We start from the raw sequence: 13,974 nt of genomic DNA on the forward strand, positions 1-13,974 counted from the left end.
GCATGAATTGGTTGAACGCTACCGTCTCAAGTCTCAAAGCTTTGGTGAAGAACCTATGAGGCGCTTAAGAATTTACCCCAATTAATCACATCAACGAAGAAGCGAAGATTTTGTCTTCGTGCGCTACCACACACATTAACAGGAATACATTTTTTATGCTTAAAGATAAGCAGCAAGAGCAGAACAGGCGGGCTGCCGCATTGGGCAAGCTGCTTGCACGACCAATGCAGCCACAGCAAAAGTCAACAACAGTCGGTCTGCAATCACTGGGATTGGATAGCGAGCGCGACGCTTTACTTTACGTCCCTAAAAGCTACCAAGCAGATAAACCTGCACCATTAATAGTGATGTTACACGGTGCTGGTGGCGATGCACGTGGCGGTCTGACTCCATTTTTACACCAGGCTGATGATGCTGGACTAATTTTACTTGCGCCTGCTTCGCGTCTCAAAACGTGGGATATGCTCTACGGTGAGTACGGTGCTGATATTGCTTTCATCAATCAAGCATTGATGCAAACATTCAACCGCTACGCTGTAGACCCGGCACACATCGCGGTTGAAGGTTTTTCTGATGGTGCTTCTTATGCTCTGAGTGTTGGCATTACTAATGGTGATTTGTTTTCACACATTATTGCCTTCTCTCCTGGGTTTATGGCACCACAAATGCAGCAAGGAAAACCGCAAATCTTTATTTCACATGGTACTTGGGACAATGTTTTGCCGATTAAGCGATGTAGCTGTAAAATTGTGCCGCAACTGCAACGTGCTGACTACGATGTAGTTTATCAAGAGTTTCATGGTTTTCATACTGTTCCCACAGAGATTGCCAATTCTGCACTCAAGTGGTTTGGTAAGTAAAGTATCAAATAGCACTCCCATACAATCACATTGAAATTAGGTGGTATACATTTTGTTTACAAAATGTATACAGAAGAGTAGCCTCTTCTGAGCAAGAAAGGTGCGAGATAATGGTGACTGTAATCCTTTATAGGTAAAGCTTTGAACTCAGTAAGAACTACCATTGCTTAATTTTTGCTTACTGTGGCTAAATTCCATAAGGAAAACCCTCATAAAAACTATGAGGGCATTCGTTTCTATCTATGTCAGTTTTCAAGTGCGGAAACGTCTTTTACCCTGCTTTTGCAAGGCAAGTTTTTTGCGCTTGGATTTTTCTGTCTTGTGTTTCAAAGTGACGATGTTTCCTCATGTCTTGAAAAATTCCGGCTTTGGAAACTTCTCGCTTAAATCGGCGCGTCTGCTGACTCAAGGTGTTCATTTTCACCCACTATTATTTGGGTCATTCTCTCTCCTACTAAATTGAATTCCTCAATGGCCTAAAAATTGGCTCTCTCTTTCTTTCCGGTTTCAAATCTTAGTAGCGTCCGCGTCCACCGCCGCCACTATATCCACCCCGTCCACCACCGCCACCATATCCGCCACGGGAGCCACCAGAAGAACCTCTGTCTTCTCTGGGTTTGGCTTTGTTAACTTTCAGGTCACGACCCATCCATTCAGCACCATCAAGAGCTTCAATCGCAGCAGTTTCTTCTGCATCTGTTCCCATTTCCACGAAAGCGAAACCTCTCGGACGGCCTGTTTCGCGGTCTTGCGGTACTTGAACCCGGTTTACCGTACCATATTCAGCAAAAATACCCTTAATATCCTCTTCCGTAACTTGGTAAGAGAGGTTGCCTACATAAATTGACATTGATTTTCTCCAAAATCATAAATGTGTAGAGATTTAAATTTCGGAGAAAAGTCTGTCAATACCAAAAGGGAAAAGCCTGTCAATACTAAAAACAAAAATACTCACCGAATTAACTCTCGTTTTCTAGGATGACATAGAAACCAATTAGGCGCATCCAGTAAAAGGTTAATAGATGGTTAACCCTGATGTGATAAGGCAGTGATCGCTCAAGACTCAAAAACCCAGTCAGGATGACTGGGCTTTGTTGGGGTTATATTCCCCAAGAGCTTGTTATATCCGTTATTTATAAGGTACTTTTCTTTCCATGACTACAAAAGCTAGATTGCGAATTCCTGAAAACAGTGGACACGAATTTCAATTACCCTGTCAATTCACTCACGCTTTGGTTTCTCCGAACTTGTATATCTGCCGCATTGAGTCCATTTACTAAATAAGGTAGCCTGAGTAAAAGGAGATTCTGAACTGATGTCATAGATGCAGCTACCGCCAGAAGAAGCCGACTATTTTTTTAGCCTTTTTAAACCTCTATTGGTTTACACCAATCAAAAATTCCAGATAAACCCTGACATCAGAAAGCCGGAGGACATAGAAAAATGTCCTTTTGAGACAACAGTAAAAATTCGATATACGCTTTACGAGAATCCCGAATTATTCGATAATTTTATTCACGAAAATTCTGACAATTTATCAAGGGAAGATATTTCTATTATTCAAAGTTGGAAAGACTTTTTACTGGAGGAATTTTTTGTTTTTCGCTACTTGAAGAAGTATACAATTTTTCTGACAAGTGATGAGCCGACTAAAGCTTATGGAGTTCTGTCCCTGTATAGTCCATTTGAAGAAATAGTTGGTTCAGACCTTCCTAAATTAGTTGAAACAGTGCTACTACCTTTCAAAGATAAAATTGTCTCGGATGGGATATTTAAGTCTTCTAATATCTTTTTTGGCAGTGGTATACGGGGTAGACTGAAAGAAAGTTATGAGTTAGCCAAGACAAGATTTGGTATCATAACTTCCTTAACCAACTCGGTGTCAGAGATTGAAACAGCAGATATTGCCAAGTTAAAAACTTATTTAAAAAGTCAAAATAATCTAGTAAAACACTGGAACGAGATTCAGATTCTTAAGGATAAAAGTCTTGAATTAAAGCAGCTTTACTATCAAGAGATAGGGAAGATATATGCAAATAAATATAGCAAACAATGGCGAGAAATAGGTTTAAATAACGTCTGGTTTGCTCTATTTGAAGATATGCCGATTGCTAGCGGTAAAACCCAAGCTGATGTAGAACGAACAGTAAAACAGATTCTGACTAATCCACAAAAAAAATTTGTGTACTATTTTCATCTCAAAGGGAAATGATTTTGATAGAAGAGATGCTCTAGCACTCAAAAGCCCAGTCATAAAGGCTGGGTTTTTGTTGGACAAATTAAGTTCATGAGAAGACAGGTAATTGATGAAAAATAAAGGTATTTTGAAAAGTTAGTGATAGCTCAAGACATCAAGATTTTCTCATGGTAATATGGGCAGCCTCTACGGAAAGTCTTATACTGAACCACAATTAATCTCTTGTGTCCTTTGGGAACATGAAGGACATTATTGACCCCAACTAGTACATTTAGTTGGGGTGATTTTTTTGTGGTAGTGATAGGTGTGATTGCTGCTAGACATTTAACGGCTACAGGACTTAATTAAGAGTGAGTGTTTGTTTGAGCCATGCTGTTGCCTTAACAGCCGCTTCCTCCACAACTTCTTGTTGGTCGTAAAAGGCAATGTGATTTTCTGTACTCATCCAGTGTAAATTTTTCTGATTGGTTGGTATGCTCTGGAAGAAGCGACGCGCACCATCAGGAACTAAAGCGGTATCTGAATGAATGACCAAAGTAGGAGCCTTGATATCACGACCAGCATCAATAGCATTGAATTGTAAGAAAGGTTCAAAGAACATTACTGCTGAACGATTGACCCAGCCAGAACGCAAACCACGTTGGGTTCCATAATAATCATAGGCTTCTTGACCAGGCATAGCTACGTTAAGGTTTTTTGGGTCTACGTTGGTCATGTAATCAACTTGACCAGTTTTTTCATATTTAATACGTGCCTCTCTACCCATGTTGAGACGAGCTTCGTAGTTCTCACCCAACCATTGACGCATTACCTGGGGGTCATGATAGAAGCCAGCTACGGTAACAAGGGCGTTAATTGAAGAGTCCATTGCCGCCGCTTTTGCAGAGTATCCACCACCTGAACAAATGCCCATTAAAGCAACTGCATCAGGCTTAACTTCCGGTAATGCCCGTAAAAAAGTTACTGCACTGTGAATATCCTCAACTTTCATTTGTGGGTTTTCAAACTGGCGGGGTGCGCCACCACTTTCACCAAAGGTGCGATGATCAAAAGTCAAAGCCACAAATCCTTGTGCTGCTAATTGACGGGCGTAAACTTGACTTACTTGCTCTTTAACGCTCGACTGCGGCCCTACCACAACCACAGAAGCCTGTGGTGCTTTGATGTTCGCTGGTAGATAGAGATTACCTGCTACCTTCGTACCCTGGCTGAGAAATTGAACTTTACGAACTGAGATCTTATTCGCTGCAACAGTTTTGCTTTGGGTAGGCATAGATTTGGCTTCAACAGTTTGTAAGTCAGCAGTAGCGGTTAATGGTAGAGCTAGTAAACCAAAAGAAGCGAGGAAGAGTGTTTTTACAGCAATTTTTTTCACAGACAGCATGATGTAGGCTCCTTGAGTTTGGGTATAACTGGATTTGCGGCTGTTGTGGTTGTGTTCCCTTGCCGATAGTTAAATACTCGCAGAACTCACTACTGGAAAAATTGGAAATTCTTGCTCAATTTTTAAACTGTTTTAGCGAAAGCGCGTGGAGTGACACCAAAAGCACGTTTAAATACATTATTAAAATGAGACTGGTCAAAAAAACCCACAGCTAATGCTACTTCCGAAAGGGACAGTTGGCTTGTGAGCAGTAATTTTTTCGCTCGCTCTAGTCGTAGGCGCAGGACAAACTGATGCGGTGCTAAACCTATGGTGTTCTTAAACTGGCGGGAAAAATAATAGTCGGAAACTTGGGCGGCACAAGCAAGTTGGCTGAGGCTCAATTCTGTACCAAGTTGTGTTTGTGCGGTTTCAATTACGTCTTTTAGTTGCTTCGATGATAGTTTCCCTTTTGGATTTAAAGGTTTTTTGGCATTGCGCTGATGTTTGCTCAACAGGTGCAATGTGAAAGACAGAGATAGAGTTTGTGCATACAAGGGTTCCCCCGGTTGGGCCAACTCTTTTGATAAAGCTCTAGCATAGTTGTATGCCAACTCATCTGTGATGCAACGACGTTCAGCAAAGGTATCAATGGCAGTTGGGGCGCGGTCTTCGAGAATGGCATTGATCAAATCCGGTGAGAGTGCAATGGCTGCTACTGTCAGTTCATCCTGCCAGAAAGGAGCGTTGGTTTCGCCATCTGATTGAAGGCAAAACCCCCCAGGCGGCAAAATGGCTTCATGGGTTCTTCCGCCGCTACGCCAACCAAAACGTACACAGCCGCCTAAATTGATGATCAGTCGATGCCCTTCAATATAATGTTCTGGAAGTTCCATCGGCTTGAGCCTTTGTACTTCTAGGGTGAAGTTGTGATGCCATCCTGCTTGAAAACTAGACAGAACAACCGAACTATCTGGGGCAGATGGAAAACGCTGCCCTGTGTGCGGATTAATTAAATTAATACTGCTGTGCAACGTCACGGCTAGGTCTTCAATTTCAAGAACTTATCCTAATTGATTCTGGTTGTTGTCATTATCTCTAATTTTCTTGAGCCAAGGTGACTCTCAGCAGTATTTTTACTCAGTCATGTGATGAGGTGGCGATCGCCTTGCATCAATCAAAAATTAAGAAAAGCAATAGTTAAAAGATAAGTTCGGCTGGGAGCAACACGATTGTCCGAAGTTGGACAAAAAACAAGCGATTGCAATTATGCAACCGCTTGTTTTCGGTTTACTGAATTTATTAGAAGGAGATCAAATTAAAATTTTATAAATTTTTAAACAATTTTATTTTTACATACACTGTTATTACTTCATTAAAATTACTGGTTTCCAATAATATATTTTTCTCAGTGTAATCAACCAGTTTTATTTGAGTTTTTAGTTAGATGAGAGAATAACTAGTGCATCAATCTCAAAAGTTAAATTTATGCCTCTATTAATCTGCTAAATACTTTTTTTAACTTAAACGTTGTTATCTGCATTGCTAAATATTTTACCACTAGATTTATTTTATTAGCAGCATCTAGATGTCTATTAGGATGTTATTAGCTATTTAAAATCAGAATTGAAGATAAATTTCTGATGAAGAAAGCATTTATTGTGCTAGAAAATTTGAGTTTTATGCGTGAATAAATATCTAGAGTTGCAATTATTGGAAACTAAGTAATTTTTAGTTAACCATACTTTAATAAACCCTTAACCAAAAGTTTCAAAACACAGCAACAATACCAAGTTCATCAGCTTTTAATCTTTTTTCTCAAATTAATCATTTGAGGTATTTATTACGCAAATTTTGTCACTGTACTCTTTGATTATTGAGATTATACCCAATGATAGATGATAAAGCTAATTTTTTCGTGAAAATCCCATCTGGAAATTTACAAATTTCTGAGTTAGCGCTTACTGATGACAGTAATATTAGTCAATTGCGATTCTCTACAGAGCTATTGGTGCAATTCACTCAAAGTATGAATTTTCCGATTGGTCGATTTATGCGCTTTGGTTTAGTGGGACTGAGCGAGGTATTTGTAGATATGGCGGTTCTTTACTTATTGAGTGACCCGACAACACTAGGTTTGCCTCTAACTCGCAGTAAAATCATTGCGGCAGAAATTGCTATTATCAATAATTTCCTGTGGAATGACGCTTAGACTTTTGCAGATGTTGTTATGCAGCAGCAACAATGGCGTCAGCGTTTAAAACGGTTTTTAAAATTCAATATTATATGTCTAGCCGGACTTGTATTGAATGTGCTGGTCTTAAATGTTGTATTTAATTTCATGGTTCTTAACCGCTATATTGCGAATTTGATTGCGATCGCCATTGCAACTATCTGGAACTTTTGGGTGAACTTGAAACTTAGCTGGCACGTAACAGAAGTGAAATAAATAAATTTAATATTCCATACTTACCCAAATCAAAAAATTACCAACAGCAAATATGTTGATTTTTTATCTCTAATTTATTTAATTTTTAGATTTTTAATTTTCTCTAAAAGAAATAACGTCTTGCGATCTTCAATCTTATCAGGAGCTACTGTATGGGGACTTTTATCAACAACTATTACAGAGATTTTTAGTTTAGGTAAATTACTAACATTGTTATGAAAATTATTGCACAACAGTCAAATAACGTTGCAGTCAGCCCCAAGACGCGCTGGGTGCTGCTGATTGGCATGGTCAGCGGTGTACTATATTTGCTCGTCTATTTTACCCAGCGTGCCATTTACCTTAACGGACTGTCTCTGGATATTGCAAACATTGCTGTACGGGGTACATTAGCCGATCATACATACTTGCTATGGTCAGTTGCAAGCTATTATGCTGGCACAGTTGCTCTGTTTGCACTTTACCTATGGCTGATCGTACTCTGCTATCGTGGACAGTTGCGTGACAGACGTGCTAGCACGCTCGCGCTGCTTTTTCCCGTTCTTTTCAATATTGGGCTACTGTTCGGTCGACCATACCTTTCGATTGATATCTTTTCATACATTGCTCATGGCTACCTTGGCACTACGCCCGGCAGTAACCCTTATATTGATGCAGCAAGTGAGGTGGTGAATACCCCCTTCGGTCGGCAATTGGTGCCTTGGGGCTGGCAACCAGTTCACGGAATATCGCCATATGGGCCGTTGTGGACTCAGTTTGAGATCGCCGTCGTACACTTAACTAAGGACGTTCCGTCCGCAATCCTGCTAATTAAGAGCCTGATAGTCAGTTCTAGTCTGCTATGTGCTGCACTCATTTGGCGCATTTTGGGCCATGTCCGTCCAAAAGACCAATTGCTCGGAACGCTCGTCTATCTGTGGAATCCAGTGGTCATTGTTGAGTTTGCAGCTGAAGGACACAACGATGCGCTGATGATTTTCTTCATACTGCTATCCTTGCTATTAGCCCTTCAAACGTACCCAGCCAAGTCTTTAGTGATGCTATTACTGGGTGTACTCACGAAGTACCTACCGCTAATTTTGCTGCCAGCACAAGTAATCTACTTCTGGCGCACACAAAGTACACGATGGAACCAAGGCAAACTCTTGCTGCGGCTCCTGCTTGGTCTGGCGACGGGGCTTGGTCTGGCAATGCTGTTGTATCTACCACTTTGGGTTGGGGCAGAAACATTTCAAGGAGTGCGCGAATCTAGTCAGCAGCAAAACCTTCCTTCTTTGCAGCTACCCTTACGCTACATTTTCCAACATTGGCTATCTAAGGCGGAAGCAGCTAAGTGGGCATCCATCATCGTCAAAGGTATATTTGGCATATACGTACTCATTGCTAGCTTAAAAGTACGCAACAAGCAAAGCCTACTGAAAGCTTGTGGTAACATCGCATTAGTTTACGTGCTTGTAGCTTCGCCTGCCTACTGGCCTTGGTATGTTAGTACACCCCTTGCACTCATGACCTTATCACCGCACAGCAACTTCTGGACGCTCTTCGTGTTTACCTTCTGTTCGCGCTTGGTTGCCCCGATAGATCTGATGCGAGTTAACGGATTTACCACCTGGAAGTATCAAGCATTAATTACTACCTTGATCGCGCTTATGTTGCCATTTTTGAATTTCCTAATGCTGTCAGCAGGGTCAAGGGTAGGTTGGTGGCGTAGGAGTTCGAGTGTGAAATAAAGATGGGAGCGTAACCAATACGGTTCGGTTAACTCCTACTACTACTTCGCCACGCAAATTATGACAGGTGAAACTGGTGAAACTAAGGTAAGAGCATAAAAAGTAGAGGAACTGAAGAATAATCACACCTGTCATAATCGTTCTCAGCAACAAAAAATCAACCTTTTTCAAAACATCTTACAGGCTCTCGGTGCAATACCCTATTGGGAATTAATAGACCTACGTAAACCAACTAAAAAGCCCCGACTGTGCAAAAAAGGTGCGAAATAATAGCTCTCAAAAGCATTGCCTTTATTGATTTTCAGCTAGTTCAGAAAATTCCATTCTTACTTTTTGATTACTTGTGTTGATTTCCATAAGTAAAGCCCTCATAAAATATCTGAAGGCATTGATTAATATCTATGTCATTTATCAAGTATGGCTAAAGTTCAGGCGGTGCTTGATGAGCTGCATTCGTGGAAAGATAAAAAAATCGTGCGTTATGTGGGAGTCACAACTCACAACCGACCTATCGCCAAACAGTTAATTGAAGCCCATCAGTGTGAAGTGCTGATGCACCGCTACAATATGGCACATCGAAAAGCTGAAGAGGATGTTCTGCCCTATGCTTGTGTGGCAGGTGTTCCAGTAGTAGCGTTTACCTGTACTCGTTGGGGGTCATTACTTAAGGGGCATCCCAACTGGCAACAACAACCACCACTAGCAACAGACTGTTACCGCTATGCACTAACTCATCCAGCTGTGCGTCTGGCACTTACTGCCCCAAAATCTAGGCAGCAATTACAGGAAAATCTTTCTGTCTTGCACTCAGCTCAACTTTCCACGCAAGAAGTAACCCATTGGCAGGAATATGGCGACTTAATTTACGGTAATGGACAAGACTCATTTGATACTCAATGGATTTAAAAAATCAACAGATTGTCTCTTTAGCCAACGTGATTACCTGTAATCGATGCTTTGCGCTATCGCAAATCGCACAGGCATAAGCCTTGACTAAGGATTATCACCTTCAAGTAAGTTTTCTATTTGAGATAACAATTTATCTAATTGTTTTTGCTTTTTTGGATTTGACCAGACCTTAGTTTTTTGAACTCGACTCAAAATAGATGTAACGCGTTCTTTAAAAGTGTTGCTCGCGTCCTGATTAGACTCAGTATCATTGAGACTGCGAACACGCTCTCTAATTTGAGTTAGAGATAGTTCATTAGCAATTGCTTCTGCCAGTATATCTTTCCTTTGCTGTTCGTTCTTTACCCGTGCAATGGCTTTAGCCTTGGTGTATTCAATCTGACCTTGGCGGAGTGCTGATAAAATATCTTCAGGTAGTTTCAATAGTGGAAGACGATTACTCACAAAAGACTCCCACCCCATCATCCCTAATTCAGTAAACAATGCTTTTATAGACTGAGCTTCAGGTTGACTGATAACGTTATCGGTCAACCGAATCACATCATTTTGCATCCGGTAAAGTAGAGAAATCACCTCATGGAGAGAGCATTGCAGGCGTAATGCTAATAGCTGTAAGATGCCTTCTGTTTCTTCTACTGGATTTAGGTCTTCCCTTTGGAGATTTTCTACTAGAGCAATGGCAAGAGCTTGTTCATCAGTCAATTCACGGATAGCGATAGGAACCTCTGCTAGCTTGGCCGCTTGGGCTGATAGGTAGCGTCTTTCTCCGGCTACTAACTCATAATGTCCTGGTTTATTCGGTATGGGTCTGACTATAAGATTTTCTAAAATGCCATGCTCTTTTACTGATTGAATCAGCTGTTCCATCTTGAGCGGGTCAAAGTAGCGCCGTGGCTGCTGGGATGGAAGAGAAATAGCAGATAATGGCACCATTGTTACTGGTGGCGGCGAATTGCTTGGAGGCTCAGTGTTTTCAAATACAAAATCTTTCAGGTTTCGCCTTTTAGTGGACATTTAGTATCTCCAAAGCTTCTTTAAACAGTAACTCGTAATCTGCTGCGGCTTCGGTTGCTGCTTTTGCGGATATTTGAAATACCGTACACCCTTGACCAGGAGCATCAGCAATACACTGCCTTTGGTAGATAGCAGCTTTCATTAAGCGTGTTCCTGTGGCACTGAGAGCTTCCCTTGCTTCTCGCTCTAGCACTGTTCCCTTAGTGGCTCGGCTCAAAAATAAAGCGGATTTGGGATAACCTGAGCGCAATTCAGTGGCGTGTTTGATAAAACGCAAAATTTTATGACTGCTATGTAAATCCAAACCGGAAGGCTGACAAGGCACTAAAGCTAGGTCACAGCGAGCCAGGATCGCTTTAGTAGTTTCAGAAAGTGAGCCAGGGCCATCAATGACCACAGATGAATATTGAGTTGCTAATTCGGGAATCTTTTCAAATAAATCTTCAGGGTCTTGAATTACTTGATAGGCAAGACCTAAAGATTTAACCCAGACTGAGCTACTTTGTTGGGCATCGGCATCAACTATTAGTGTTTTTTGGCGTTGACTTAGCCAGTACGCCAGATGAACAGCAGCAGTTGACTTCCCCACCCCCCCTTTTTGATTAGTAAAAGCGATAATCATGATAATTGATATATATGTCAGCTTTGTATTGTCGCCATAAATGCGTCAGCATGGCTATTATCTATCAATTGTCCCGCCTTGCACATTATTACTCTTGAAAAACCAAAAGACTTCTCTGAAGTGTAGCTGAGAGCGAGTTTTTCATGGATGCAGCTAGCTAGCTGGCTGCGCTTATACTGTACCTAATTCAGCAGATTCCGGCAATATTTATTGACTGATAACGTTATCAGTCAAAGAGTCCATCTGCTCGCCTACCAAAGGTGTTGAGTAAATTGTGCAGCAGGCTGCTGCACAATTTCTATGTTTTTATAGCTGTGTAATTTTAGATAAAGTTAAAAATAATTTTGAGCGGGAAGTGTTAAAAAGACTTCAGAGAGTGAATCTTATCTTGAGGTGACAGGATATGGATGAAGTCGTCAAAAAAGTAGCTGCATTGGGTTTGCCTGGAGTGATTTTAGTAATCACAATGGCAACCACAGGTTTTACAGGTGCTGCTGCTATCACCGCCGCTTTAGCCTTTCGGGGTGGGCCTGCGGGGATGCTGGGTGGAATTGCTGTTTTGGGACTGACAGGTTTGATTACTGATGCTTTGGCGAAAGTCGGTTTAGAAGATTTTCTGACCTCTATTTACTGCCAGCGCCGACAGACTGAGCCACATGGTAAATTGCTAGAAGAGATTGAGTCTTTATCGCTGTTTGACGGAGACATTAGAGATAGGCTCAAGACGACTGTAACGGACGGATGCGGTTGTGCAACGGTGGTTAATACTAGTACAACAAATGATGCAAATGGAGCGATCGCGATTTTAGAGAATGTCCCTGGCATGACTCGCGCACACCACAGAGATTTTGTAAGTTCTCATCCCATTATGAGGCTTAGGGATGGAACAGTGGTAAGAACATGGAAAAACCTTGTTGGTGTTGACCATGTTTTTTTAAGCGATCGCAATGACAGAATGATTTATGGCGGGTTTGTTGGTTGGATTCACAGTGAAGGTTTACAACAGGCGTTAACTCGTATTAGAAGAGACTTTACTTAAGGGAGTAATAATTAGTGCCGCGTGGTCAGAAAAAAAACCGAACCGAAAAACGGTAACGGAGCTAGCTATCTTCGCCGAATGTTTGCTGCACCATGCACAATTCCTAACACTGCACCGATGTAAAGTCCAATATGGACTCCCCAAAACAATATAAACTTAGGAATTTCTACTGGCTTAACGACTGGCGTAATCTGCTGTTTTATCGGGACTTACAAGGCGTGATGCGTAAAGCCCCCGTGTTTCTAACCGGGGGATATAAGCGAATAGGATGAATTTATTCATCCGTGATGTGGATCGTTGATGTACTCTAAAACTTTCTGAGTGCTAATTTTCCCTGTAGTGTCAAACATATAAGAATGTGTCCACAGGCTAGGAAGTTTCATTAATTCTGGAAATTCTTCTCTCAAGTATCTAGATGAACGTCCTTTAAACGCCTTCACTACTTGAGATATTGAATGGTGAGGGTCGTATTCGACCAATAAATGAATATGGTCTGGTGCGATTTCTAGTGCTTTGATAACCCATTTTTTCTCATTGGCGACAGACTGAAATATCTGAATACATCGAAGCTTTAGCGACTCATTATTAGCAAAGATTTTCCTGCGCCTACAAGGTATCCAAACTAGATGGATTGTAGCCAACCCGATTGCGTGATTGTAGTGATTATATACAGTTCTCATGTAGATGAATTTTTGTTATCTACAAAAATATGATATCATGACCACATGAAAACACTGAAGTTTAAGTTGTACGAACACAAGCGGAATAGATATCTCAAGCGCATGATTAATGCTGCTGGTGTTATTTATAACCATTGTATTGCTCTCCACAAAAGATATTTTCGGATGTGGGGCAAGCATTTGAGTTGTGCAAAGCTTCAGTCCCATATTGCCAAGTTGAGAAAACGTAATTCATTTTGGCAGTTAGTAGGTTCTCAAGCAGTGCAGGATATTTGCCAACGCATTGAGAAAGCCTACCAACTATTTTTTAAGCACAACAAGAAGGGGGTTAGACCACCAGGATTCAAGAAGGTCAAGAAGTACAAATCATTCACACTCAAACAAGCAGGATACAAGTTTTTAGGTGCTAATCGAATCAAGATTGGGCAGAAAGTTTATCAGTTCTGGAAGTCCAGAGAAATTGAGGGAACGGTCAAGACATTAACTATTAAACGCACACCGCTAGGTGAGTTATTTATGGTTGTCGTAGTTGATAGTTGTCCTGACACCCAAAATAAAATCACGACTAGTAACATAGCGGGTTTTGATTTTGGACTCAAGGTGCGAATCGTTGGCTAGAAACCAATCATTAGGATTAGGGGGATTAGCCGCAAGGTACTGAACCTTGATAACTGAATGACCATGTAGGTGAAAGACATTATCCTAGAAATCTTAAATCCTACCCCGCAAGGTGCTGCGGTGAAAGCATCACCCCCAGGTTTGAGACTAGCTATCAAAGCCTGAAGCGGGGTGAAAAGGTGTTATTACTGACAGCCTAAGTTGGTAAGCACCGAGCAAAGTACCCATGAGTAAAGCAAGAGCTTGAAGATGCGTTTGAGTCGTCGTTACGAAGAACCAGCGAAATAAGGCTTAATGCGCTGGAGCCAAAAGGCACAGGATAAGGAGTTGGCAAGATTTTAGTTGACCAACAAGCACTTCCAATAAACCCGGCGAATAGCATCACTCTAAAGGTAAATAGTATGGTCATTCGGAACGAGATAACCTCTCGTCTGCTCTCAGGAGGTCGAATACTTGAGTAGGTGCTAACCGTATGCAGCGAGTAGGAGAGATA

At 41.3% G+C, this 13,974-nt stretch carries 12 protein-coding genes and 3 pseudogenes; 8 read left to right on the plus strand and 7 right to left on the minus strand.

Annotated features, from left to right (window positions below; translation table 11 throughout):
* Positions 1-85: R3H domain-containing nucleic acid-binding protein (locus tag AC5JL8_RS22860; RefSeq protein WP_495882067.1), on the plus strand; the 85-nt coding region annotated here is incomplete at its 5' end.
* Between the two features lie 70 nt (positions 86-155).
* Complete coding sequence (locus tag AC5JL8_RS22865; RefSeq protein ID WP_495881986.1) at positions 156-860, plus strand: alpha/beta hydrolase; 705 nt, start codon at positions 156-158, stop codon at positions 858-860.
* Positions 861-1,112: 252 nt separating this feature from the next.
* Here AC5JL8_RS22865 and rpsU read toward each other — a convergent pair.
* Positions 1,113-1,303, minus strand: a pseudogene (gene rpsU / locus AC5JL8_RS22870) (30S ribosomal protein S21).
* A 71-nt stretch (positions 1,304-1,374) separates the two neighbouring features.
* A complete protein-coding gene (gene rbp / locus AC5JL8_RS22875) occupies positions 1,375-1,710 on the minus strand; it encodes an RNA-binding regulator (protein WP_495881987.1) in 336 nt (111 codons plus the stop codon).
* A gap of 474 nt (positions 1,711-2,184) precedes the next feature.
* Here rbp and AC5JL8_RS22880 point away from each other — a divergent pair, with 474 nt between their 5' ends.
* The gene (locus tag AC5JL8_RS22880) at positions 2,185-3,072 is read left to right on the plus strand and encodes a hypothetical protein (protein WP_495881988.1); all 888 of its coding nucleotides are present in this window, start codon (positions 2,185-2,187) and stop codon (positions 3,070-3,072) included.
* Between the two features lie 325 nt (positions 3,073-3,397).
* Here AC5JL8_RS22880 and AC5JL8_RS22885 read toward each other — a convergent pair whose 3' ends face one another.
* Entirely contained in the window at positions 3,398-4,441 is a 1,044-nt protein-coding gene (locus tag AC5JL8_RS22885; RefSeq protein WP_495881989.1) for an alpha/beta hydrolase, read from the minus strand.
* A gap of 122 nt (positions 4,442-4,563) precedes the next feature.
* The gene (locus tag AC5JL8_RS22890) at positions 4,564-5,460 is read right to left on the minus strand and encodes a helix-turn-helix transcriptional regulator (protein ID WP_495881990.1); all 897 of its coding nucleotides are present in this window, start codon (positions 5,458-5,460) and stop codon (positions 4,564-4,566) included.
* A gap of 992 nt (positions 5,461-6,452) precedes the next feature.
* Between AC5JL8_RS22890 and AC5JL8_RS22895 the strand changes: the two are divergent.
* The 3 genes and pseudogenes from AC5JL8_RS22895 to AC5JL8_RS22905 all read left to right on the plus strand — a co-directional run.
* Positions 6,453-6,869 (plus strand): annotated as a pseudogene (locus AC5JL8_RS22895) (GtrA family protein); the annotation flags it as partial.
* A 215-nt stretch (positions 6,870-7,084) separates the two neighbouring features.
* Complete coding sequence (locus AC5JL8_RS22900; protein WP_495881991.1) at positions 7,085-8,599, plus strand: MptA/MptB family glycosyltransferase; 1,515 nt, start codon at positions 7,085-7,087, stop codon at positions 8,597-8,599.
* Between the two features lie 417 nt (positions 8,600-9,016).
* Complete coding sequence (locus AC5JL8_RS22905; RefSeq protein WP_495881992.1) at positions 9,017-9,505, plus strand: aldo-keto reductase family protein; 489 nt, start codon at positions 9,017-9,019, stop codon at positions 9,503-9,505.
* An 87-nt stretch (positions 9,506-9,592) separates the two neighbouring features.
* Here AC5JL8_RS22905 and AC5JL8_RS22910 read toward each other — a convergent pair whose 3' ends face one another.
* The gene (locus tag AC5JL8_RS22910; RefSeq protein WP_495881993.1) at positions 9,593-10,522 is read right to left on the minus strand and encodes a ParB/RepB/Spo0J family partition protein; all 930 of its coding nucleotides are present in this window, start codon (positions 10,520-10,522) and stop codon (positions 9,593-9,595) included.
* Entirely contained in the window at positions 10,512-11,144 is a 633-nt protein-coding gene (locus AC5JL8_RS22915) for an AAA family ATPase (protein WP_495881994.1), read from the minus strand. Before AC5JL8_RS22915 ends, AC5JL8_RS22910 begins: the two co-directional genes overlap by 11 nt.
* A 403-nt stretch (positions 11,145-11,547) precedes the next feature.
* On the opposite strand from AC5JL8_RS22915, the gene AC5JL8_RS22920 reads away from it, so the two are divergent.
* Complete coding sequence (locus AC5JL8_RS22920; protein WP_495881995.1) at positions 11,548-12,183, plus strand: hypothetical protein; 636 nt, start codon at positions 11,548-11,550, stop codon at positions 12,181-12,183.
* 278 nt (positions 12,184-12,461) lie between these two features.
* Here AC5JL8_RS22920 and tnpA read toward each other — a convergent pair whose 3' ends face one another.
* The gene (gene tnpA, locus AC5JL8_RS22925; RefSeq protein ID WP_495881996.1) at positions 12,462-12,863 is read right to left on the minus strand and encodes an IS200/IS605 family transposase; all 402 of its coding nucleotides are present in this window, start codon (positions 12,861-12,863) and stop codon (positions 12,462-12,464) included.
* Positions 12,864-12,908: 45 nt separating this feature from the next.
* Here tnpA and AC5JL8_RS22930 point away from each other — a divergent pair.
* Positions 12,909-13,463, plus strand: a pseudogene (locus AC5JL8_RS22930) (RNA-guided endonuclease InsQ/TnpB family protein); the annotation flags it as partial.
* Positions 13,464-13,974 lie beyond the last annotated feature (511 nt).

The organism is Mojavia sp. (assembly GCF_059505145.1).